The organism is Fructilactobacillus ixorae, from assembly GCF_024029915.1.
Lineage (GTDB): Bacteria > Bacillota > Bacilli > Lactobacillales > Lactobacillaceae > Fructilactobacillus > Fructilactobacillus ixorae.
Map to the genome: position 1 here is coordinate 899,450 of NZ_CP097478.1, position 23,627 is coordinate 923,076.

The 23,627-nt window shown below is 49.0% G+C and carries 25 protein-coding genes; 3 read left to right on the forward strand and 22 right to left on the reverse strand.

Features of this window, described 5'->3' with window-relative positions; genetic code table 11:
- Positions 1 to 13 precede the first annotated feature (13 nt).
- The 3 genes from typA to M8332_RS04395 all read right to left on the reverse strand — a co-directional run bounded on the left by typA (position 14) and on the right by M8332_RS04395 (position 3,252).
- A complete protein-coding gene (gene typA / locus M8332_RS04385) occupies positions 14 to 1,852 on the reverse strand; it encodes a translational GTPase TypA (protein ID WP_252779640.1) in 1,839 nt (612 codons plus the stop codon).
- Between the two features lie 187 nt (positions 1,853 to 2,039).
- Positions 2,040 to 2,336 (reverse strand): UPF0223 family protein, encoded by a 297-nt coding sequence (locus M8332_RS04390; RefSeq protein ID WP_252779642.1) that lies wholly within the window; start codon positions 2,334 to 2,336, stop codon positions 2,040 to 2,042.
- Complete coding sequence (locus M8332_RS04395; protein ID WP_252779644.1) at positions 2,320 to 3,252, reverse strand: Rossmann-fold NAD(P)-binding domain-containing protein; 933 nt, start codon at positions 3,250 to 3,252, stop codon at positions 2,320 to 2,322. Before M8332_RS04395 ends, M8332_RS04390 begins: the two co-directional genes overlap by 17 nt.
- A gap of 176 nt (positions 3,253 to 3,428) precedes the next feature.
- Between M8332_RS04395 and def the strand changes: the two genes are divergently transcribed.
- Positions 3,429 to 3,989 carry a peptide deformylase gene (def, locus tag M8332_RS04400; RefSeq protein WP_252779645.1) on the forward strand — a complete coding sequence of 187 codons (561 nt, stop codon included), beginning with the start codon at positions 3,429 to 3,431 and terminating at the stop codon, positions 3,987 to 3,989.
- A 35-nt stretch (positions 3,990 to 4,024) separates the two neighbouring features.
- On the opposite strand, the gene M8332_RS04405 is transcribed toward def, so the two are convergent.
- Positions 4,025 to 4,501: a hypothetical protein gene (locus tag M8332_RS04405; RefSeq protein ID WP_252779647.1), complete on the reverse strand. Its 477-nt coding sequence runs from the start codon at positions 4,499 to 4,501 to the stop codon at positions 4,025 to 4,027.
- Between the two features lie 155 nt (positions 4,502 to 4,656).
- Between M8332_RS04405 and M8332_RS04410 the strand changes: the two genes are divergently transcribed.
- Positions 4,657 to 4,875 (forward strand): DNA-directed RNA polymerase subunit epsilon, encoded by a 219-nt coding sequence (locus M8332_RS04410; protein WP_252779648.1) that lies wholly within the window; start codon positions 4,657 to 4,659, stop codon positions 4,873 to 4,875.
- Positions 4,875 to 6,560, forward strand: a complete 1,686-nt coding sequence (gene rnjA / locus M8332_RS04415; RefSeq protein ID WP_252779650.1) for a ribonuclease J1 — start codon at positions 4,875 to 4,877, stop codon at positions 6,558 to 6,560. The genes M8332_RS04410 and rnjA overlap by 1 nt, the downstream gene beginning before the upstream one ends.
- An 85-nt stretch (positions 6,561 to 6,645) precedes the next feature.
- On the opposite strand, the gene M8332_RS04420 is transcribed toward rnjA, so the two are convergent.
- The 18 genes from M8332_RS04420 to ftsZ form a co-directional block, all read right to left on the reverse strand.
- Complete coding sequence (locus tag M8332_RS04420) at positions 6,646 to 7,638, reverse strand: aldo/keto reductase (protein WP_252779651.1); 993 nt, start codon at positions 7,636 to 7,638, stop codon at positions 6,646 to 6,648.
- On the reverse strand, positions 7,628 to 8,596 hold the full coding sequence (locus M8332_RS04425) for a ribose-phosphate diphosphokinase (protein WP_252779652.1): 969 nt from the start codon (positions 8,594 to 8,596) through the stop codon (positions 7,628 to 7,630). The genes M8332_RS04420 and M8332_RS04425 overlap by 11 nt, the downstream gene beginning before the upstream one ends.
- Positions 8,597 to 8,649: 53 nt before the next feature.
- Positions 8,650 to 11,118 (reverse strand): SF1B family DNA helicase RecD2, encoded by a 2,469-nt coding sequence (gene recD2 / locus M8332_RS04430; RefSeq protein WP_252779653.1) that lies wholly within the window; start codon positions 11,116 to 11,118, stop codon positions 8,650 to 8,652.
- Between the two features lie 4 nt (positions 11,119 to 11,122).
- Entirely contained in the window at positions 11,123 to 11,803 is a 681-nt protein-coding gene (locus tag M8332_RS04435) for a tetratricopeptide repeat protein (protein WP_252779654.1), read from the reverse strand.
- A gap of 10 nt (positions 11,804 to 11,813) precedes the next feature.
- Positions 11,814 to 12,470: a histidine phosphatase family protein gene (locus M8332_RS04440; RefSeq protein ID WP_252779655.1), complete on the reverse strand. Its 657-nt coding sequence runs from the start codon at positions 12,468 to 12,470 to the stop codon at positions 11,814 to 11,816.
- Between the two features lie 87 nt (positions 12,471 to 12,557).
- Positions 12,558 to 13,682 (reverse strand): tRNA 2-thiouridine(34) synthase MnmA, encoded by a 1,125-nt coding sequence (gene mnmA / locus M8332_RS04445; protein ID WP_252779656.1) that lies wholly within the window; start codon positions 13,680 to 13,682, stop codon positions 12,558 to 12,560.
- Between the two features lie 113 nt (positions 13,683 to 13,795).
- Positions 13,796 to 14,140: a DUF1831 domain-containing protein gene (locus tag M8332_RS04450; protein ID WP_252779657.1), complete on the reverse strand. Its 345-nt coding sequence runs from the start codon at positions 14,138 to 14,140 to the stop codon at positions 13,796 to 13,798.
- Positions 14,140 to 15,300: a cysteine desulfurase family protein gene (locus M8332_RS04455; protein ID WP_252779658.1), complete on the reverse strand. Its 1,161-nt coding sequence runs from the start codon at positions 15,298 to 15,300 to the stop codon at positions 14,140 to 14,142. The genes M8332_RS04450 and M8332_RS04455 overlap by 1 nt, the downstream gene beginning before the upstream one ends.
- Before the next feature lie 12 nt (positions 15,301 to 15,312).
- A complete protein-coding gene (locus tag M8332_RS04460) occupies positions 15,313 to 16,014 on the reverse strand; it encodes a 5'-methylthioadenosine/adenosylhomocysteine nucleosidase (RefSeq protein WP_252779659.1) in 702 nt (233 codons plus the stop codon).
- A gap of 24 nt (positions 16,015 to 16,038) precedes the next feature.
- Positions 16,039 to 16,296: a hypothetical protein gene (locus M8332_RS04465; RefSeq protein WP_252779660.1), complete on the reverse strand. Its 258-nt coding sequence runs from the start codon at positions 16,294 to 16,296 to the stop codon at positions 16,039 to 16,041.
- Positions 16,297 to 16,305: 9 nt separating this feature from the next.
- Complete coding sequence (locus M8332_RS04470) at positions 16,306 to 16,860, reverse strand: NUDIX hydrolase (RefSeq protein WP_252779661.1); 555 nt, start codon at positions 16,858 to 16,860, stop codon at positions 16,306 to 16,308.
- A gap of 53 nt (positions 16,861 to 16,913) precedes the next feature.
- Positions 16,914 to 17,114, reverse strand: a complete 201-nt coding sequence (locus M8332_RS04475; RefSeq protein WP_252779662.1) for a cold-shock protein — start codon at positions 17,112 to 17,114, stop codon at positions 16,914 to 16,916.
- 79 nt (positions 17,115 to 17,193) lie between these two features.
- Entirely contained in the window at positions 17,194 to 19,995 is a 2,802-nt protein-coding gene (gene ileS / locus M8332_RS04480) for an isoleucine--tRNA ligase (protein WP_252779664.1), read from the reverse strand.
- Between the two features lie 220 nt (positions 19,996 to 20,215).
- Entirely contained in the window at positions 20,216 to 20,872 is a 657-nt protein-coding gene (locus M8332_RS04485; RefSeq protein WP_252779665.1) for a DivIVA domain-containing protein, read from the reverse strand.
- 12 nt (positions 20,873 to 20,884) lie between these two features.
- A complete protein-coding gene (locus tag M8332_RS04490) occupies positions 20,885 to 21,676 on the reverse strand; it encodes a YlmH family RNA-binding protein (RefSeq protein ID WP_252779666.1) in 792 nt (263 codons plus the stop codon).
- Position 21,677: 1 nt separating this feature from the next.
- Positions 21,678 to 21,959, reverse strand: coding sequence for a YggT family protein (locus M8332_RS04495; protein WP_252779667.1), 282 nt, complete (start codon positions 21,957 to 21,959; stop codon positions 21,678 to 21,680).
- A complete protein-coding gene (locus M8332_RS04500; RefSeq protein ID WP_252779668.1) occupies positions 21,959 to 22,369 on the reverse strand; it encodes a cell division protein SepF in 411 nt (136 codons plus the stop codon). The genes M8332_RS04495 and M8332_RS04500 overlap by 1 nt, the downstream gene beginning before the upstream one ends.
- 19 nt (positions 22,370 to 22,388) lie before the next feature.
- The gene (gene ftsZ, locus M8332_RS04505) at positions 22,389 to 23,612 is read right to left on the reverse strand and encodes a cell division protein FtsZ (protein WP_252750417.1); all 1,224 of its coding nucleotides are present in this window, start codon (positions 23,610 to 23,612) and stop codon (positions 22,389 to 22,391) included.
- Positions 23,613 to 23,627: the final 15 nt, after the last annotated feature.

Consider the following 23,627-nt stretch of genomic DNA (forward strand, 5'->3'; position numbering starts at 1 on the left):
TTGTTCATTCTAATTAACGGTTGTTTTTCCGCTTCTTAGCGGCCTTTTCCCGTTCGTTAGTATTCAAAATCCGTTTCCGAAGGCGAACATGTTCTGGCGTAACCTCACACAGTTCATCACTATTCAAGAATTCCAAGGATTCTTCGAGCGTTAAATGAACGGGGGCTTTAACCTTTGCAATGTCTTCAGATCCAGCGGCCCGGACGTTCGTTTGGTTCCGACCCCGCGTGATGTTAACCGAAATGTCATTATCCCGGGCGTTTTCACCCACGATCATTCCTTCGTAAACTTCCGTTCCCGGATCAGTAAAAATCTTACCCCGGTCCTGAACCGCCATAATGGCATAGGTGGTTACTTTTCCAGTGTTAATTGAAACCAAGGTTCCGTTGCGCCGGCCTGGATCCCAGTTCTTCACTACCGGAGCGTACTTGTCAAAACTGTGGTTCATAATTCCGTATCCGTGGGTTAGAGATAAGAATTGGGTAGAGTACCCAATCAAACCACGAGAAGGAACTAAGAAAGTCAAGCGCGTTTGCCCGTTCCCAACGCTCTCCATGTTCTGCATTTCCCCTTTTCGTTGGGAAAGGGTATCAATAATGGAACCGGAGTATTCTTCCGGCGTATCAATTTGCACTGATTCGTATGGTTCACACTTTACGCCATCAATTTCCTTATAAATTACTTCGGGACGTGAAACCTGTAGTTCGTAGCCTTCCCGGCGTAACGTTTCAATCAAAATTGATAAGTGAAGTTCCCCACGACCAGACACTAACCAAGCCCCTGGATCGTCGGTTTCTTCGACCCGCAACGAAACGTCAGTGTGCAGCTCGCGTTCCAACCGGTCAATCAATTGCCGGGCCGTAACGAACTTCCCGTCCTTCCCAACGAATGGGGACGTGTTAGTTCCAAACGTCATTTGCATGGTTGGTTCATCAATCCGCAGAATTGGAAGTGGTTCCAAAGCATTTGGATCTACCACCGTTTCTCCGACGTTAATGTCTTCCATTCCGGATACGGCAATCAAATCCCCCGCCTTGGCTTCCGTAATTTCAACCTTGTTCAAACCAACAAAGCCCATGATTTTGGTTACCCGGAATTTTTGTTGGGAACCATCGAGCTTCATTACCACAACGCTGTCACCGACTTTGATGGTGCCCCGAAAGACCCGACCAATTCCGATTCGACCAACGAAATCGTCGTAATCCAGCATGGCAACTTGAAATTGCAGTGGATCGTCAGAGTTATCGATGGGCGCAGGAATGTTTTTGAGGATCGTATCGAACACTGGTTTCATCGTGTGTTCCTGCGTATCAATGTCTGAATCGAAACTGGAAGTTCCGTTCATAGCAGAGGCGTAGACAACTGGAAAGTCTAATTGACTTTCGTCAGCTCCTAATTCGATGAACAGGTCCAACACTTCGTCAACCACTTCGTCAGGCCGGGCCCCGGGCTTATCAATTTTGTTAATCACCACGATCGGAGTTAAGTGCTGATCTAAGGCTTTCTTCAGCACAAACCGTGTTTGGGGCATCGTTCCTTCAGCGGCATCCACCACCAGCAAAACTCCATCAACCATTCGCATGATTCGTTCTACTTCTCCACCGAAATCGGCGTGTCCAGGAGTATCCAAGATGTTAATTTGTTTGCCATCGTACTTAACGGCCGTGTTCTTGGACAAAATGGTGATTCCCCGTTCCCGTTCAATGGGGTTAGTATCCATGGCCCGGTCTTGAATTTGTTCGTGACCATTTAACGTGTCAGATTGCTTTAAAAGCTCGTTCACCAGGGTTGTCTTTCCGTGGTCAACGTGCGCAATAATCGCAATATTTCTAATGTCATCTCTTGTTTTCAAAAATAGTTCCTCCTTCAAAGCAGTAAAAAAGCGAGAACTCAATTCAATCGTAACGTCAGATAAAAGGCCGTGACACTGTCACAGCCTCCGTGCATCCCTTATTAACAATGTCAAAATCGGTTGGTGCTCTTCTATTCGCTGTCAAAACTGTTTTTAATTTTAACACAAACTGGCACATTCAGTCAAACTAGTTGAGTTTAATCAACTTGGCCGTTGGCTGGGCTGCCGCGGCCTGTAACACGGCGTAAATATCGAATCCCGATGACCGTTCAAACTCACGCCGCAACTGGTTTTGTTCCGTCCGAGCCGGATTAATGGTTTGAAAGTCAGCATAACTCGCCATTAAATCCGCCCGCAAGACCCCCTGGGGCTGTTCGTAGGCCCGCTCAATGTTTTGAAAAAACTCAGTGACGGCGACTAATTCAGCGACTGACCAGTCCGCTACAATCGGGTAACTATAGGTTGATTTAGCTTTCTGTTTCATGATGCCTTCCTTTTTTTATTTGTTGAATGATGTCCATTGCCCAGGTTTGGGCGGCCGTAATGTCTGCGACTTCTGTCTCTGATAACTTTAAATCAAACTCATGCGACAAACCACCCTGATTAATAATCTTTGGCATGAGGTTTAACTCTAACTGATCACTTTTCTTGGTCAAACTAACCACGGAATATAATTCAGATTGCCAGCCCAATAAGCAGCGCAACACCTTAAGCAGTGCTTGAATTTGGAGCGTCGGATTCACCACTAACTCCGGATTGGAAACGAGTTGTTGAACCTTGCCAATCAGTTCCGTATCGTAGTTATTATCTGGACGCGCAACGTATGAAAGTAATGGCATCGCACCAATGTAAATACGATTCCACGGGACGACACACCGGGTGTTTAACCCACAAACACTCACGTTGATGTCTTCGTTGGCAACCTTAAAGTTCCGCACCAACTGTTCGCGCAGGGTCAAGCCCACCGGGACGTTTCCTACTCCCACAAGTTTACTTACGTCTAAGCCGGAAAACGCCGCGATAAAGTACAAAAACACCTCATCGTGGGGCGCATCCACCACAATTTTTCCCTGAAATGCCCGCGCCATTAGGTCGTTAATCAACGGACGCATCTGATCGATAGCCGGAGCAACCTTTTCGGCCACTTGCTCGGCTGCGGAGTCCGTTGCTTGGTAAAAATCAACTGCCGGTAGGTACACCAACGCAGCTACATTGCGTAAATCTTCATCGGGAGCCAGTTCGCGCACACTGAAGTGGCGACAAGCCTGATCAAACATTGGGATGGTTGCCACGTCAGCTGCATCCTGTAAAAACGTTACCGGTAGATCCAAAATGGCCAACGCAGCCGTTAATTGTTGCACCCGCTCGGGATCTCCCTTAATTAAGATTGGGGCTTGCATGGTTTTCATCTCCTAAAATTTAGCTTGAAATTAAGTTTATAAGTCAGTAATAACCTAACATTAAGTTAAGATTTTGCAAAGTTTTGCAAAACCTAATCAAGAATCCCTGATTTACAACTGCCGGCTTGATGCCATATAATAACTAGATGATACTGACAACGAATGGAGGCAACATCGTGTTTTTAATGAAAGATATCACGCGAGATGGAAATCCAGTCCTGCGCAAACAAGCACAACCGGTCCCATTTCCCCTTAGTGACGAAGATCGGGAACTCGGCGAAAAAATGATGGAATATTTAGAGGTCAGTCAAGACGAAGCGCTCTGCAAAAAGTATCACCTTCGCGCTGGAGTCGGATTAGCGGCCCCGCAAGTTGGAGTTTCCAAATTAATGGCCGCCGTCCTTACCCCCCCAGAAGCAGCAGACGAACCATCCCCATTTAAAGCGATTCTCATCAACCCCGTCATCGTTTCGAACTCGGTCCAACCAGCGGCACTGACAGTCGGCGAAGGTTGTCTATCCGTTGATAAAGACGTGCCAGGCTACGTACCGCGTTCCGACCGAATTACGGTTGAGTATCAAGACTTAACGGGGACCAAACACCGGGTTCGGTTAAAGCACTACCCAGCCATCATCGTGCAACATGAAATCGACCATCTGCATGGCACCCTGTTTTACGATCACATCAACCAACAGGATCCCTTTGCACGAGAACCCAACGAAATTTTCATCGACTAATTAAAGAGCACCTGGTCCTTTGACCGGGTGCTCTTTTAGTCATCTAAACGTTCTAGATCAGTTACATACTCCTGGGTTGCGCGATTGGCAACGTCCGCAACGTCAAAATACAATTGTTGCTGTTGAATCCAAGCATCCGTCACAACCAACCGGGGCGCCCCGGTTTCCGTTACAAAGTGATCGGCACGAACCTGTTGTTCCAGTACCTGATTTAATTGCGATTGCATTTCCGTAGTAGACAACTGGGACTCCAACTGACAGCGATATTCAAAAACCATGATGCCCCGACCCCAGACTGCATCAAGAATCCGAGCCTGGTTGATTTTTCCAACCAGTGGTGTGCCCTGCGCCGTTTGCAAATGTGCCACGGCGCGCGCTACCTCCCGATTCACCCCCCGTTGCACCGCCAATTGGTGCCGTTGATTGGGAACGGTTACTAAAAAATGATGCAGGACATTATAGATTAAGCACGCCACTCCAATTCCAATGACTAATTCGATTCCAAACTGCATGCGTGTTTCCCCTCCTCAGCTAGGCTGGCTTTATTCTACCAGAAAACGCTCCATATATACTTGCATCTTAATCTATGATAAAATTGTGTTAGGAGTTGGTGTACCAACGAACAGTTCGACACAAAAATTAATTTATTTATAAAGGAGTAATCATTTTGATTTACAAAGTCTTATATCAAGCAAATCCTAAGGAAAATCCGAAGCGGGAAGCAACTAAATCACTGTACGTCGAGGCGCAAACCCAGGCAGAAGTTCGTGATTTAATTGCTGAAAATACGGAATACACCGTGGAATTCATTCAACCGCTCGCGGGTAAACACCTTGAATTCGAACAACAAGAACCTGATTTTAAAATTACGGAGTTTAATAAATAATGAGTAAACTAAACGTCAAAAACAACGAAACGGCGATTTATGGCGTTGGTGGTCTAGGTGAAATCGGAAAAAACACATATGGTGTTCAGTTCCAAGATGAAATCATTCTCATTGATGCCGGAATTAAGTTTCCGGAAAGCAGCCAACTCGGGATTGATTACGTGATTCCAGATTATCAATATCTGGTCGAAAACCAAGATAAGATTAAGGCTCTAGTCATCACCCACGGTCACGAAGACCATATCGGTGGGATTCCCTTTATCCTCAAGGCTATTAACGTTCCGGTGTATGCCGGTCCCCTCGCCCTCGCGTTAATTAAAGGTAAATTAGAAGAACACGGCATGTTAAAACAAACCGAGTTACATGCCATTGATGAAACCACCGTCTTAAAGTTTAAAAAGACCAGCGTCTCGTTTTTTCGGACTACGCACTCGATCCCTGATGCGCTGGGGGTCGCGGTTCATACTCCCGATGGGGTGATTGTCGAAACTGGTGATTATAAGTTTGATCTGACCCCGGTGACCAACACACCGCCTGACTTACAAACGATGGCCAAGCTCGGTGAAGAAGGCGTCCTGTGCCTGATGGCTGACAGTACCAACGCCGAAAAACCAGTGTGGACCAAGTCCGAACGCTACGTTAGTGATTCGGTTCGCAAAATTTTCAAACGGGTGAAGGGGCGGATTATTTTTGCAACCTTTGCTTCAAACCTCTCCCGGGTGATGACGGCGATTGACGCCGCCTACCAAAACGGCCGTAAAATTGCCGTGTTTGGGCGAAGCATGGAAGCTGCCGTTGTCAACGGCCGGGAACTCGGTTACATCAAGGTCCCTGATAAGGCCTTTGTCGATGCTAACCAACTTAAATCCCTCCCGGCCGATAAGGTCATGATTCTATGTACCGGTTCTCAAGGCGAACAAATGGCCGCCCTGTCCCGAATTGCCAACGGTACCCACCGGCAGATCTCAATTGAGCCGGGCGATACTGTAGTCCTTTCCAGTAACCCCATTCCCGGAAACGTCTTAAGTGTGAACCGGGTAGTTGACGAACTCGAAGAAGCGGGCGCCACCGTCATCAAGGGTTATGCTAATCACATCCACACTTCTGGTCACGGGGGCCAAGAAGAGGAAAAATTGATGATTCGCCTCATGAAGCCGAAGTTCTTCGTGCCGATTCATGGTGAATACCGGATGCAAAAAATTCACATGGGGCTTGCCGAACAGTGTGGGATTCCCAAGGATCACTGCTTTATCTTGAAAAATGGAGACGTGCTCGCCCTGACTAGGGACAGTGCGCGGATGGCAGGTAACTTTGCCGCCGGAGACGTTTACATTGATGGTAATGGGGTTGATACGGTTACCGAACAGGTAATTGAAGACCGGCAACTGCTTTCTGAAGAAGGCCTCGTGGTGGTCGTTGCTACCATTAATTTGAAGGACAAGGAAATTCAATCTGGTCCCGATCTTCTTTCCCGGGGCTTTGTTTATATGCGTGAATCCGGCGAACTGCTCGATCAAGGTCGTAAATTGGTCTTTCGGACCATCCGGCGGGCGATGAATAACAAAAACGCCAGTGAAAAAACGATTAAAAAGGCCGTTGTCAAAGAGTTATCCAACTTCCTCTACGAAAAGACGGAACGCCACCCGTTGGTCCTCCCCATGCTAATTATGAATAACACGAAGTAATCAAAAAGGAATGCCAGTGGCGTTCCTTTTTATTTTTCCTAAGTCAACTAAAAAAACGAGCTTACCAGCTCGTTTTTTTAATTCGTTATTCTTTCACGATTTTATCAATCGCTGCTAATTCATCGTTAGTAAAGTCCAAGTTGTCCAAGGCCTTGAGGTTATCATCCAAATGTTCCACCTTGGAAGCCCCCGTCACTACGCTAGTAACGGTTGGATTATTCAATAACCAGGCCATTGCCATTTGCGCGAGGGTTTGGTTCCGGTTGTGGGCGAGCTCGTTCAGTTGATTTAACTTCTTGATCGCCGTGGCCTCCCCTTTTTCCAGAATGAAGTTATTCGTAAAGTGCAGGTGGATGTCATCCGGAATCCCGTTTAAATATTTATCCGTTAGTAACCCTTCGGCCAGAGGCCCGTACGCTACCAACCCATCATGGGCATCAGCTAACGTTTGCAACGTTCCATCCATTTCCGGGGTCCGGTTTAACATGTTGTAAGAACTCTGGTTAACCACAAACGGCGTGTGCAATTCTTGAAAGAGTTCAATCATCTTTGCCGTTTGCGGACCATCGTAGTTAGAAATCCCAATGTAAAGTGCTTTTCCTGCTTTAACCAACCCGTCTAACGCTTCCGCAGTTTCTTCCAATCGCGTATTCGGATCAAACCGGTGACTGTAATAAATATCAACGTAGTCCAAGCCCATCCGGTTTAAACTTTGGTCCAATGCAGCGACCAGAGTCTTTTTCGAAGAAAAGTTTCCATACACCCCTGGCCACATGTGAAAGCCCGCCTTGGTGGTAATAATTAATTCATCCCGGTATGGTTTTAAATCGCGCCGGTAAACTTGCCCAAACATTCTTTCGGCAGCTCCCGAACCCGGTCCATAGTTATTGGCAAGGTCAAAACTGAAAATTCCGCGGTCAAAGGCGGCTAACATGATCTTTTCACTATCCTGAAAGTTCGCATCGTCACCAAAACTGTGCCAGGTTCCAAACGAGAGTGCTGGTAGTTGTAAACCAGAGTTGCCGGCCCGACGTACCTTCATTTGATCGTAACGGTGTTCACTTGCTTTATATACCATCCGAAGTTCCTCCTCTAAATAAGCGGTGTGTGGATTTTTGTTCCTGAATTAATTTTAACGCATCCCCAAATAATCCCCCAACCGAAATGATGGTCAACGTGGGAATTTGTTCCGGGTGGGGAATAACGATTGAATCCGTCACAATCACCTGGTCAATGTTTTGATCGTTTAGCTTAGCTGGAGTTTCCGCAGAAAAGACTGGGTGCGTGGCAATCACAATCACCCGCTGGCAGCCTGCCTGCCGTAGCGCCGCCGCCGACACCTGCATCTTGCGACCGGTGACAATCAAATCGTCCACTACCAGGGCTGTTTTTCCCGCGACGGAACCAATCACGGTTTCTGGAACTTGATCTGACGTATCCGGTTCCCGATTGTCCACAATTGCCAAGGGGAGCTCCAAGCGATTAGCAATCGCCCGCGCCCGTCCAACGCCGTTATGATCCGGCGCCACGACCACCGCATCGTCATCTAAGTGATGCTCGTGGAGGTAGTTACTAATGAGACGACTGGGTTGTAAATGATCGACAGGAAGATCAAAAAAACCTTGAATTTGCGCCGCGTGTAAATCAAGCGTCACCACTCGATTTACCCCACTAGCTTGCAAAAAGCTGGCAATTAACTTGGCAGTAATGGGTTCTCGTGCCCGGGCTTTGCGATCAGAACGAGAATAGCCGTAGTACGGGATGACAACGTTAATCTGGCGGGCGCTGGTCCGGCGCAGGGCATCGATCATAATCAACAGTTCCATCAGGTTATCGTTAACAGGATTAGAAAGGGATTGAATCACATACACGTCTTTGCCCCGGACACTTTGGTCAATCGAAATCTTAATCTCTCCATCACTAAAGTGGTTAATGGTGGCTTGCCCGATTGGCATCCCACTAACCTGGGCGATTTTTTCGGCAAGGGGGCGGTTGGCGTTTAAAGCAAAAATAATTGGTTGCGGTTTTGTGGTCAAGATGTCCGTTCCTTTCCAAACTAAGGGTGATGTCATCTTTAATTATAATCAATTCACTGTGATTTAGCATCAAGAAAATTTTGGGGCGTCACCCCTGCCATCCCAATCATGGGATCGATGGCCTGCCGTTCAATGGCGGCCATCGTTAACACCGCGTCCTGCTCCGCATTCGTTGCTGGATCCACTGGTTGGGGCTCCATGGCTGCAGTGGTCGTGGTGGTTGCTGGTGAGGTGGTAGCGGACTCCGGTTCACTTTGAAACGCGGAGCGTAGGCGGTCAGGTAATCCGGTTTTGCGACGGCTCGCCTCTTTGGCTAACGCCGCTTGAAAAATACTGGCATCACCAACGAGGACCAGTTTACTGGCCGCCCGAGTTACTGCCGTGTACAACAAGTTCCGATCAAGCATCCGGCGGTATGGTGAAACGACCGGTAAAATCACCATTGGAAACTCGCTTCCCTGCGCTTTATGAATCGAAGTACAGTACGCCAAAGTTAACTGCTTCCAGTCATTTCTGGGATAGGTTACTTCCGTCTGGTCAAAGGCCACCGTTAGTTTATCGAGGTACTGCTTGCCTTCGGAATTAATGGTGAGGCCCACGATTTTGCCAATGTCTCCGTTAAACACGTTATGTTCCGGATCATTAACCAGTTGTAAGACCTTATCCCCGATTCGAAAGCAACCGCGAGCCGTTTCCACCTGTTTGCGCTCGGCACTGGGTGGATTAAAAATGGCTTGGACTGCTTGATTGAGGTGATCAATGCCCACCTCACCTCGATACATGGGAGCTAAAACTTGAATATCAGTGGCTTGAAAGTCTTTCGCCTGCGCCTTACTAACGATTTGTTCAATGACTGATACTGCTTGGCGCACGTCACACTGAATGAAACTCCGGTCCGGTTTTTTAGTCAGTAAATCGGGAGGAACAAGCCCGTCCTTTAACTGGTGGGCTAGGGTAATAATGGTCGAATCCCGACTCTGCCGGTGAATTTGCGTTAGCTGCATCGTTGGAATCAACTGGGACCGAATTAAATCCGAAAAAACCTGGCCCGGTCCAACGGATGGCAACTGGTCTTGATCCCCGACCAAAATCACCTTCATCCCGGTTGGAATTGCCTGCACGAGTTTAGTAAACAGTTCGGTATCCACCATGGACATCTCATCGATGATTAATAACTCTCCGTCAAGGGCGTTTCCAGTGGCCTCCGTGTCGTCGCCGTTTAATCCTAACAAGCGGTGAATGGTGCTGGCCGGTAAGCCCGTCGCTTCCCCCATTTTTTTAGCCGCCCGGCCGGTAGGAGCTGCTAGCAAGATGGGATAGGGATCATCCCCACGATAGTCATGGGGATCTAACGATAAGTCGTGGGCGGTGGCATAGGCCTGCACAATCCCATTAATAATCGTCGTTTTTCCAGTCCCGGGTCCTCCGGTCAGGAGGAACAGGGCATGACTCAGTGCTGATTCAATCGCCTGAACCTGAGAAACGTCGTACTGAATGTGACTCGCTTGTTCCACCTGACTAATCAATTGTTTAGGATCAGCTGGAGCAGCATCCGCCGCCTGTAAAATGCGGTGCACGTTCTCAGCAATTTGCCATTCCGCCTGAAAGAGGTTTTTTAGGTAAATGCGGTCCTGATCGACCTGCACCTTACCGTCCTGCACCAGTTGTTTTAACGCCGTGGCTAGTTGCTGGTCGTCAATCGTTTGGTTCGGATCGGTATCTAAAATTTGAAAGCTGGCGTTCATCACTTCCGTCGTCGTGGAGTAGGTATTCCCACTACTAACCGACAACCGGTCCAAGGTGGTTAGTAACCCCGCCCGTAACCGGCCCGGATTGTTATAGTCAATCCCTACTCGTTGGGCAATTTGATCGGCCCGCTTAAAGCTAATGTTTGCAATCTCTTCAACTAGCCGATACGGATCAGTTTCAATGATCTCTAGTGCCTGTTCATGATACTTTTTGAAAATCGCGGCTGCTAACGAACTGCCAAACCCATAGCTATTGAGGCCGACAATCACCTGTTCGGCTCCGTTATTTTGCCGGATGGTCTGTAAAATCGTGTCCCGCTGCTGGGGTTTTAACCCCAAGCCGTTTAAAGCGTCCGGATCCTTTAATAGTTTCGGGATTAACTCCGTTCCCAGCTGGTTAACGACCTTGGTAGCAGTCTTTGGACCAATCCCCGGGAAATCACTCCCGGATAAGTATTTAATCAAACCGGCGGTCGAGGTTTGCGTTGCCCGTTCATAGTTTCTGGCTTGAAACTGCTTCCCATATTTGGGATGATCCACCAGTTTCCCGCTAAACCGGTAACTCAGCTCGTCGTTAATTTCAGCAAAGTCACCCGTTACCACAATTTCTGGTTCATCCCACTGAAAATTGTGTTCTTCCACCTGGACCAATAACACCTTATAAAAGCTATCATTTCCTTCAAAAAAGGTCGTGGCAACCTTGCCAGTTAACTGTGCGGTGGTTGGTTGGTCCTCTGGGTGGTGCTCATCAAAAAGACTGATTGACTGTGCCACAGGGTTACTCCTTTGGCCGCTTACGCAGCCCTTTTTCAATGTCTGCAATGCGTTCCCGATGAATCATAAAGTAATGTTCATCCAGCGCGCGGGACTGTTCAAACTCGGACTCCGCCTGCTCGCGCTGGCCGTTGCTTAGTGCAATTACACCCAAGTTAAAGTGCGCGGCCGCATCGTTTGGCTTCGCGACTACCGTCTGCTGGTAAAAATCAGCGGCTGCATTTAAATCGCCACTCGCCAGTAAACAATCACCGATTAAGCGATTCAGTTCCGGATCCTGCTTCGCGTGGTCATGGGCGGTAATTAAAAAGGCCAACGCCTTGCCATAGTTCTTTTCACCATAGTAACTTTGTCCCAACATGATGTACGCATCCTGCTTTAAAGTAGGGTCCGTCACCTGTTGAAATTGTTGAATCGCCTGCGTAAATTCCCCGGCAGCGTAGTACACGTTTCCGAGTCCATAGGTCAGCGTGTTTTTGGCCGTTTGACTGCGATCCGCAAACAACCCGAGCGCCTTCATCAGTAATTCTTCGGCCTGCGCGTAGCTCTTGAGTTCAATCAAGAACGCACTGAGGTCGTAGTAGGGTCGATAATCGTTTGGGTGTTCATCAATGTCCGTGATTAACTGGTGCAACGTGGCGGTGGCCCGCTCCTGCTTTTCGTCTGCTTCTGCATGCTCTGCCATTGCTGTCCTCCTACACTAAATCTGAATCCCGCACCGGGTGGTTCAAGTAGCTGGTGTCGTTCCAATCCAATAATTTAAACTTCTGACCGTGGTCGGTAGTTTCTAAAATCGTCGTACTGGTGTTGGCCAAGCCCCCCCGTTTCCGTAAATCCTTTAATGGAATTTCCAGTAACGAGTTAATCAAGGCGTTTAACGCCGCCCCATGACTGACAATTAAAAGATTCGCATCATTATCAAAATTCGTGGTAATCTCATTCATTTTACTTCGCATCCGCTTAATCAATTCTGGAAAGGATTCGCCCCCAATCGGTGTGGGATCGTACTGATCCGGATGATTGCGAAAATCGTTAAACGTCTCCGGATATTGAGCTTCAGCGTCCGTAAATTTCATTCCTTCGAACTTACCGAGCCGAAATTCTTCCAACCGATTATCCAAACTCAGCGGGGCTGGATGGTGCAACTGACTTTGAATTACGCTTGCCGTAACCCGGGCCCGCTTAATTGGGCTCGCATACACATGGGCAAAGACAATGTCCTTTAGGTAGTTCCCCACGAGCTGCATTTCTTGATAACTAGCTGGCAGTAACTCGGAGTCCCCACCCGCGCCCTGATAGCGACTCTCTAGGTTCCATTCGGTTTTGCCGTGGCGCACAAAGTATAATTTCATGGTCTTCATCCTCGTTTATAATCTACTGTTATTATGCCAGTTTCCCCCTAACGACGCAAAAAAGCCTGACTCAAGCGTCAGACTTTTTTAAACGTATTGTAACTTGGCTTCATTTTTGTAAGCAGCGTCAATCGTGGCTACGCCCAGACATTCCGCTCCGTCGTAAAAAACCACGGCCTGACCGGGTGTCACAGCGCGAGCCGGTTCGTCAAAGGTCACCTTGACGTGGTTTTGATCATCGTCAATCTGCACCGTCACCCCGACGTCCTTTTGCCGGTACCGGAACTTCGCGGTACAGTGGAAGGTTTGCCCACGGGTGTTGCCATCAACAAACGAGAGGTCGGAAGCCGTCAGATAATCCGCGTACAGGTAGGGGTTTTCGTACCCCTTGCCCACGTAGAGAACGTTCTTTTCGAGGTCCTTGCCAATCACGAACCACGGCCGGTTATCCTGACCGTCGCCCCCAATGCCTAGTCCCCGTCGTTGACCGATGGTGTAGTACATCAAGCCGGCGTGTTCGCCTTTGACTTCTCCATCAAGGGTCATCATTTTTCCGGACTGCGCGGGCAGGTACTGACTCAAAAAGTGATCGAAGTTATTGGGTCCAATGAAACAAACGCCCATGGAGTCCTTTTTATCGGCTACGTACAGGTTCGCATCGTGCGCAATTTGCCGGACTTCCGGCTTGGTCATGCCACCCACCGGAAACATCACCCGGTCAAGTTGGTCTGCTGACAGTTGACTCAAAAAGTAGGTCTGATCCTTGTTAAGGTCCGTTGACCGAATCAAGTGATTCTTCCCATTTTCATCCCGTTTGAGTTGGGCATAGTGACCCATGGCAATGTAGTCTGCACCCAGATCCATTGCGTATTCTAAGAAGGCCTTGTACTTAATCTCCGTGTTACAAATCACATCGGGATTCGGCGTCCGCCCCCGTTTGTATTCAGCTAAAAAGTACTTAAAGACCCGGTCCCAGTATTCCTGTTCAAAATTGACAGAGTAGTAGGGAATCCCGAGTTGGTTCGCCACGTGGGCGACGTCCTTAAAGTCCTCCGTTGCGGTACAAACTCCGTTTGCGTCGGTGTCGTCCCAGTTTTTCATGAACACCCCAACAACGTCGTAGCCCTGCTGTTTCAATAAGTAAGCGGCCACGGACGAATCCACACCACCACTCATCCCGACTACCACGCGGGTTTGACTGTTATCTTGCATTTTATCACCATCATTCTTATAGATTCAGAAATCCACGATTTGAAGGTCGTAATTCCAGTATTCATCATGATACGCCACCTGAACTGGGCTTGGCAAGCGTTCGGCACACCCGGCTAGTTTTTAGTTAAAACCTGTCGGATGATTAGATTTTGCATCAAAAAATGGTATTGTTCGCGGGCGGCTGCAAACTGGTCTCCAGTAAAAATATTAACCGTTTGCAGGCCCGAGCCGGTCAGAATCGCTAGTTTCAACTGCTGTAAGTCAGCACTAATGCTCAGCTTTACCTGAACGGCTCCCTTCCCCTTCACGTTTAACGGTTGCAACGCCTGGGTTAGTTCATAGTTTTGAAGCTTCGTTTTTTTGAAGTTTAAATCACTCAGCGTATACTTCTTAACCGCCGGATTTACCCGATAGGTGGCTGAATCACCAGCTAAGTGAACTTGGTCTGCGAATGCCATTACTGTTTCCTCCGCTGTGCTAATCTGTGAATAATTTTACTCGTCGTTGTCACGAATTGGTCGATTTCAGTGGCCGTCGTGTCCTGACCAAAGCTCACCCGAATCGATTCGGCTAAGCGCGGACTCGTTGCCCCAAACATTGCCCGTAACACGTGGGATGGTTCTAAGTTCCCGGCCGTACAAGCAGAGCCCCCAGAGACCGCAATGCCAGCTAAATCCAGGTTATTTTGGAGTACGTAAGTGGACACACCGGGAAACCAAAGGTTCAAAACGTGGGGCGAACCAGTACCAGCCGCGGGTCCATTAACGTGGACTTCAACGTTCTGGGCGGCAAAGCCGGCTAAAAGCTGATCCCGAAAAGCCACAAACCGGGCGCGCAACTCCTGTTTTTTCGCGCTCGGCAGTTCCAACACCGCCGTTGCAAACCCCGCAATCGCCGGGACATTTTGGGTGCCGGCCCGGCGCTTATCTTCCTGGTCACCACCCATGATGTAGCTGGGCAACCGGAGACTTCCGCGCCGGTATAAAAAGCCGAGGGATTTCGGCCCATATAGTTTATGGGCGGACGTTGACAACAAGTCAATGTGATCACGTTCCACGTCAATTTCATCTAATCCATAGGCCTGGACGGCGTCGGTATGAAACCACGCTTGGTGATCCTGAAGTAAGGTCCCAATCTCATGAATCGGCATGCGACTCCCCACCTCGTTGTTCACGCTCATGATTGACACGAGGGTCGTTTGCTCATCTAACGCTGCTTCTAGGTCTGCGAGTCGAATCATCCCCTGTTCATCAACCGGAAGGTAGGTAACTTGGTAGCCGTGGCGTTCGAGGTACTGCATTGGCTTTAAAACGGCCTCGTGTTCAATTGCCGTCGTAATCAAGTGTTTGCCTAATTCCTGGCGGGCTTCGGCCGTCCGAATGATAGCCGTGTTATCACTTTCCGTTCCCCCACTGGTAAAAACAATCTCACTATCCTGGGCGTTGATGCTTGCTGCCATGACGTGGCGGCTATCCTCTAGGACTTGATTGGCGGCCCGTCCGATCTGATAAAGTGTGGATGGATTCCCAAAGGTAGTCTGATATTGGTGCATTAATTCCGCAAGCACTGGTGCGAAAATTGGAGTGGTGGCGGCATGATCCAAATAAATTTCCCTCATCGCCGGGCCTCCTTATTGTGCGGCGGTATTTGCAAACAAACGGAGGAGCATTTCGGCTGACTGGCGCCCCGCAGCCACGATGAATTCACCAAAACTCTGATTGGCGTCTTCGTCACCCGTATCTGACATCGCCCGCACCACTACGTAGGGAACCTCAAACTGGTTGGCCACTTGACCAACAGCGGCGCCTTCCATTTCCCCCGCGAGGGCATCTGGAAAGTGGGTCAAAATGTTTTTAATCATGACTTTTCCAGCAATAAATTGGTCCCCGGTCACAATTAAACCGTGGTGAACATTTAGCCCCTGGTCAGCAGAAGCAGCGGCAATTTGGTTGCCCCAAGCTTCTGAAGCCGGAAACCGGGCTGGTTGATTCGGTAACTGGCCAAAGACCTCACCATCCGCCGTACAATCAACGTCGTGATAAGCGGTTTCGGTCGCAATGACAATATCTCCGACCTGTAAGCCGGCGCCAATCCCAGCCGCCGAGCCGGAGTGGATGAGCACGTCCACGTTAAAGTTCGTTAACAGTAACGCGGCGGTAATCCCGGCTTCGACTTTTCCAATCCCGGATTTAACTAAAATAACCCGCTGCCCACTAATCGTCCCGGCATAAAAGGTCACGTTCCCGATGACCGTGGTTTCCTCACCCATTAACGCATCCAACAGGGCTTTAATTTCTTCGTCCATTGCACAAATAATTCCAAAGGTTTTCATTCTGTTCTTCTCCCATTTTTTTAATTAGTCCACAAACCGCATGATTGCTAACACGGCAATGATTAACAGTACTAAGATTACGATCACGACATCTAACTTCCGTGCGGTCCGCCGGTGCCGGCGTTCTGGATCATTAACCTCCGTCCGGCGTAACGGTAGGTCTGTTTCCGGGGCCGCGGCGTCCTCCGTGGTGGGCCGTCCCCACCGGTGCCGTTGTTGGCGGCGAAAGGCCGCCCGCGTTAGTTCTGGTTCGGGAGCGGCTTTTGTTTGTTTATCATCCATTGTTTTAACCTACTTTTGCATTAGTTCCCAGGCTTGAATGGCCATGATGGTTTTCGCATCCTGAATCTGACCCGTCGCCAGTAATTCTTTCGCCTCTGCGAGCGTATACTCCCCAAGCTCCAGGAATTCACCTGCATCCCGGGGGAGTTTCGTGGTCACGGGCGTTAAATCCGTCACGAGGTACAGATACATGTATTCATCGGTAAAGCCACAGGATGTGTAAAACGAGGAAAGGAGCTGAATCGTTGCTGCTTGGTAACGCACTTCTTCATTTAGCTCGCGTTGAACGGCATGCATTTCATTGCCACGATCTCGTTCATCCAGCTTTCCCGCAGGAATTTCTAACATGACTGCTTTGGCCGGTTCTCGCCACTGCTTTTCTAACACCATCCGGTTCTCATCCGTCAGGACTAGCATTGCCACCGCTGCAGCATGGTGGACGACGTCACGATGAGCCAGTTTGCCATTAGCGAGCCGCACCGTTTCTTGGTCAACGCGAATGATTTCCCCGTCGTACTTTCGCTCGCTTTTGATTTCTGTTTCTGCTAACTCTTTATCTGTCATTCGATTGTTCCTCCATCCTCATGGTTGTCATCACTCCTAGCGGTCACCAGTGGTTACCGGGGCAACCGAATTTTAGCAGCTTGAATGCCGTGTTTTCCTGGTGCCGTGACGAATTCAACTGGATCGCCGGGCCGAATTGCCTTTGGATTTCCATGAATGATCCCGGTGATGTGCATAAACACGTCCTGCCCCGCCGGATCAATCAGGTAGCCAAATCCCCGGTGTTGATCGTACTGTTTTACTTTTCCCTGCATTGCATCCTCCTGTTTTTCATCCGGTTTCTCACTCTCATCATAACAAAAGCCGAGACTAACATCTCGACTTTTATCGTTCTTATTCTTCAAAACCGGTCGTTGCCGTTGCTGGATACTCGGACCGCACTAATTTAGCACACCGGGCACAGAATTCCGGATAGTCTGGATCACTCCCGACGTCCGGTTTAATTAACCGACACCGGGCACAAACCGTTCCGTCTGCGTGTTGAACTTCAATTGCCAACTGATCACCAAAGGTGGATACGCCATCTTCCGCTGCTTCAATTGGTTTGATGTCTAAGTCTGAGACCATCAGAATCTGAGCCAGATCAACGTCTAACTGGTTCAGCAGTTGTTTGACCGTTCCGTTAACGTAAAGAATCAACTTCGCTTCGGACGGTTTTCCAATTATCTTATCCGTCCGCGCTGCTTCCATCGCCTTTAATACATCCTTACGCAGTTTTAGGAAGGCCTCCCACTCGCTGCGAATTTCCGTTTCATTAGCAAGTTCACGCACAGACGGCATGTCTGCCAACTGCACAAATTCTTCGGGTTCCTGACAGAACTGCCAGATTTCTTCCGTTGTGTGGGGAATGATTGGCGTTAACAGTTTTGTCAACGTTACTAAGGATTGGTACAACACCGTTTGCATTGACCGGCGCCGCGGGCCATTTTCCGGTTCAATGTACAAAATATCCTTGGCAAAATCCAGGTAAAAGGCCGATAGATCAACGGTCATGAACTGCATTAACTTTTTGTTGATGGTCATAAAATCATAGTGATCGTAGGCGGCTTTTACTTCCCGCACTAAGTCGTTTAACCGAATCAGCATGAACTGGTCGACCGAAGGCAGGTCCGCATAGGCCACCGAGTTCGTTTGAGGATCGAAATCACTGGTGTTGGCTAACAGGTAGCGCACCGTATTCCGGATCTTCTTGTAGCTATCGCCCACCGTCTTGAAGTTCCCCATTGAAACGCGCACGTCGGCAGCTGTGTCAACGCTGGTTACCCAGAGGCGAATGATATCGGCCCCCATTTGCTTGATCACATCTGCGGGGGCAATTGTATTCCCTAAGGACTTGCTCATCTTGTGACCCTTGCCATCGAGGGTGAATCCTTGCGACAACAAGTTCTTGTACGGCGCAATTCCGGCCGTGGCCACACTCGTAATCAGACTGGAGTTAAACCAACCCCGGTACTGGTCGGACCCTTCTAAGTAAAGATCAGCTGGATAGGTCAATTCCGGCCGCTCGGCAAGCACGCCCTGGTGGGAAGAACCGGAATCAAACCAGACATCCATAATGTCCGTTTCCTTCGTAAATTCCCCGTTGGGAGAATGGGAGCTGGTAAAGCCGGCTGGCAGCAGGTCCTGGGCGTCCCATTCAAACCACACGTCCGACCCGTGCTCTGCAAACAGGTCCGCAACGTGATTAATCGTTTCGGGTGTCATAATTGGCGTGCCATCTTCAGCGTAGAAGATTGGAAGCGGTACCCCCCAGACCCGTTGTCTAGAAATGACCCAGTCCCCCCGATCCCGAATCATGTTATAGAGCCGCTGGTGCCCCCATTCCGGATCAAAGTTAACCGTATCAATGGCATCCAAAATTTGTTGCCGAATCTTTGTAACCGATGCAAACCACTGGGGCGTTGCCCGGTAAATCACTGGTTTTTTCGTCCGCCAGTCAAAGGGATAACTGTGTTCATACGGCATGTAGTGGAGCAGTTGTCCCTGGGCTTTTAGTTTATCCAACGCAATTTGGTTCGCGTCTTCGTAAAAGACCCCAGCAAAGTCAGGACCGGCATCGGCAGTCAGGTACCCCTTGTCATCGACCGGGGCAAAGATTGGTAAGTCGTACTGCTTTCCAATGTTGTAGTCATCTTCCCCGTAACCAGGGGCCGTGTGCACGAGTCCCGTTCCGGCATCTGCCGTTACAAAATCACCGAGCATCGTTACTAACTGCCACTCTGAATCAAAGGGATGGGTGGCTAAGACCCGGTCTAAATCGCGGCCCTTGATCTGCTTGACGGTCCGCACGTTTTGCCAGCCAAATAATTCGGCATCGGCTGCCACTAAAGTAGCGGCCAACACGTACTGGTTCGGATCATCATCGTGTTGGACCACCACGTAATCAAAGTCGGGGTTCACCGTGATTCCTTCTGAAGCTGGAATCGTCCACGGCGTCGTCGTCCAAACCACCATGTAGGTGTGCTCGTTGTCAAGGACGCCCTTGCCATCAACCACCTGTTCCGCGTAGAACGCAGACGGTGACTCAACGTCATGGTATTCAACTTCGGCTTCTGCAAGTGCAGATTCGGATGACCAGGACCAGATTACGGGCTTCAGGCCCTTGTAAATCAAGCCCTGTTCGGCCATCTTCCCAAAGACTCGAACTTCAGCGGCTTCATACTCTGGTTGCAGCGTCAAGTACGGATGGTCCCAGTCCCCCTGCACTCCCAACCGCTTAAATTCCGTCCGTTGGCGGTCAACTTGTTCTAACGCATAGTCATGGCAAAGCTTCCGGAATTCGTTAGTTGACATCTGCTTACGGTCATAGCCGGCCTTTTTGAGCTGTTGTTCAATCGGTAAGCCGTGGGTATCCCAGCCGGGAACAAACGGTGCCCGAAACCCGTTCATGGACTTATAGCGCACGATAAAGTCCTTGGTAATTTTGTTCATGGCGTGCCCCATGTGAATATCACCGTTAGCGTATGGCGGGCCATCGTGAAGCACAAACGTGGGCTTGCCTTCATTTAACCGTTGCCGTTGTTGGTACAAGTGGTTAGTCTCCCACACCTGCTCGCGTTCGAGCTCTTTGACGGGAAGGTTTCCCCGCATTTTGAACTTGGTTTTTCCCAAGTTCAAAGTATCTTTAATCCGCATCCAAATTCCTCCTCCTGCTATACAAAAAGACTCCGTCGCAATCGGGACGAAGTCTTCGTGGTACCACCCAAGTTCAGAAGTCCAGCTGGTTCAGTCAGACTCCTCTCGTTGTTTGTTATTAACCTAATCATAATAAAGTGATCTCCGCCCTTCAAAGTGACAAGCAGGCTTCCACCGTCCCCGCTTCGCTGTGGTATTTTCAAGGAGCTTGCTGGCTTTATTATAAGCTTTCAACCCGGCCGTCTGGATAAAACATGATGGTCGGTTGCTCGTATTTATCAGACGTCAACGTCCGATTACTGTTTGAGTTTACTCTCTCCGTTGTGTGATTGTCAAGGTTCTCCACCACCGCTTTAATCTCTGGGAACGCTTGGTAGTCAGCCCCATCAAGTAACTTCGTCCAAGCGGATTGGTGGGCGTACTCAAGTTGACTTTCCAACATCCCGATTAACTTTTGCCGGAACTGCTTAATCTGCATTCGGAAATCGTCGGTACTTAGGGCTAAAGCAGCGGCTTTTTGGGCTTCTTGTTCGACCGTGGCTTGGGCTTTTTGCGTGGCCTCGGCTACGATTTGGTTGGCCTTATGGCGCGCCGTTTTAAGCGTTTCCTCTGCATCAGCATCCGCCGTTTTTTTAACGTTATCCGCGGCTTCTTGGGCCACCAAAATAGACTGGTTTAACGAGCTCTTCAAATCATCATAGTAAGCCAAATCATGTTTCGTTTGCTCGAGCTCTTGTTTTAACGAGGTGTTTTCGGCTCGGAGAATTTGATAATCCTTCGTGATTTGATCCAAAAAGTCATTAACCTCATCAATGTTGTAACCCCGCATCTTGGTGCCAAATTTTTTGTTATGAATGTCTTCTGCAGAAAGTACCATGGTAAGCCTCCATCACTTGTTTTTTATCACATCAAACGCTGCTTTAATTTTCCCTTTTTTTGAAACCCCGCTCTGCTCGTCAAACTTAATTCTGCCAAACCCCCGAACGGAAATCAAATCGTGCACTGCTAGTTCATAATCCGGCTGATCGTACGTAAACCAATTCAAGCGCACCTTACCATGCGCTACTAACGCCTTGGCGCCGGCCCGAGACATCCGAAACAGGGTTGCAATGACGACATCCAGCCGTAACGAGGGCAACGTGACGTGTACGACCTGACCGTCATCATGAACCGGTAGCCGTTCTGTCAATGGCTGGGGGAGAAGTTGCACCTTCGTTCTCCCCATTTCTGTCACGGTTCGTTCGAGGTACTCCATCATCGTTAGTTGCGTGATGACTTGCCACCGCTTTCCATCTGTAATCAAATCACCAATTACGTTTCGTTCAATTCCACTCCCGAGTAAGGCCCCGAGCACCTGACGATGTTGTAACGTAGCAAATTTGACGGGATACCTGATTTCCACTAAGCCGATCTCAAAGTCCGTTTCGGCTGGCGTAACATACTCCGGATACAGCAGTCCCCGTTGCATCTCGGCTTCCGGGTAGCCTCCGTTTGCCGCAAAATGCACATCTGGTTCCCGATTAACCAACGTTTGCACCAAGTACCGTTCCCGTTCGTTTAAAAAACCCGTCAAAATGGGACGATACTCGGTTCGGGCTTGGACTAACCAGTCACTGGCTTGGTGCAGAAACGGTCGTTCACTCGCTCGAAAGTGCTGGGTGACATTCGACGTTAATCCCATCTTAGCCAACCAGTCCAATTAGAAAATTAGCAATCCCGTTTACCCCTAATCTAATGAACCACAGGGCTAGAATCGCAAGCACCGGCGCGAAGCCAATCATCCCAATCCGGGCAAAGTTAAAATAACTGACAAACGGGGTCACCAAGCGGGTGATTAGTTGACCCAGCTTCGATTCACTCGCCCCGGGAAGCCAACTCATTAACGCCCACGCCACGATGAGATAGCTATAGATGTCAATCAGGTAGCCCAGCGTCACTGCAATTAAACTAATTACGTTCGCCATTACTTCTTCTCCGACCGATCGTAAAATTGATTCTTAACGTCCCCGTTCACAACGTAGTTTTGGGGAGCGCAGAGATAGACCTTCTCATCAATTTGCTGCAAGTTCCCCTCAATGGCGTACACGGTTCCACTCACGAAGTCGACAATCCGGCGAATCGTTGTACTGTCAACGTTTTCCATTCGAATTAACACAGCATCCCCGTTAATCAACTTCTTCGAAATGTTTTTGGCATCCGCAAAAATTCGGGGTTCAACGATGTTAATTTTACTGTCTGGAAGCCGGTTATCATTCATTGGTAAGACCTTTCGGGGGTTAACCCTGACCGATTGCGGATTTGCATCTTGGGGGTAACGCTCTTGATCAGTTTCCTCACTAGCCCCAAAAAAATTATTAAAAATACCCTTTGCCATCGGTGTTCACCCTTTCTTTTTATTGATTCCGATATTTAAAGTTAAACGGCGGAATATCATCATTTTGATCGTCATCATCCTGTTGATTACCGGCGTTAAATGGTTCAAATTCCTGTTTTTCAACGTTTTGAAAGCGTTGATCTGGTTCGGCACGGTGACTTGGTTCCGCACTTTGACTCGGAGCCCGATCTGGTTGCACGACCTGACTAGCTTCATTGGGTTGAACCACCGTTTCACTCGAACGCGTTGCACTTTGAATGCTTTGGACGTCCGTAATGTCACTAGAATCATCATCAATTCCCGTTGCAATCACGGAAACGCGGATTTCGTCTCCCATGTTTTCGTCAATGGACGTCCCAAAGATGATGTTTGTATCATCAGAAGTGGCATCGCGAATGATGTTCGCCGCATCTTGCGCTTCGAAGATTCCCAGGTCCGGACCCCCGGTAATGTTTAATAAGACCTGTCTAGCTCCGTCAATGGAAACCTCTAATAGCGGTGAATTAATGGCCTTCTTCGTTGCTTCTGCAGCCCGGTTTTCACCGTTTGCAGAGCCCACGCCCATTAAAGCGGTTCCCTTATCCTTCATGATGGTCGTAACATCTGCAAAATCCAAGTTCACGTACCCAGGGCGCGTAATTAAATCAGAAATCCCTTGCACCCCTTGCCGTAAAACGTTATCAGCATCGTGTAACGCCCCTAAAAAGGAGGTCTTTTTGTCAGCCATTTCTAACACTTGATTATTTGAAATTACAACCATCGTGTCCACGTTTTGTTTAAGTGCGGCGAGCCCTTCGCTGGCGTTATGTGCCCGGGCTGGTCCTTCAAAGGTAAAGGGCCGCGTGACCACGGCCACCGTGAGGGCTCCAGCTTGTTTCGCAATCTTAGCAATGATGGGAGCAGCTCCGTTTCCGGTTCCACCACCCATTCCGGCCGTCACAAAGACCATGTCAGCACCCTTGAGCGCATTTGTAATATCTTCTTGGCTTTCTTCGGCGGCTTTTGCTCCCACTTCGGGGTTAGAGCCCGCCCCGAGTCCCTTGGTCAGCTTAGGACCTAGGTTAATTTTTGTTTCCGCCTTAGAGGCATCCAGGGCCTGTACGTCGGTATTAGCGGCGATAAATTCAACCCCTTCAACCCCGTCTTCAATCATGCGGTTCACAGCATTGTTACCCCCGCCCCCAACACCAATTACCTTGATGCTGGCACCAGTTCCTGCATTTTGATCCATTGCGTAATCCATCCTTTTTACCCTCCG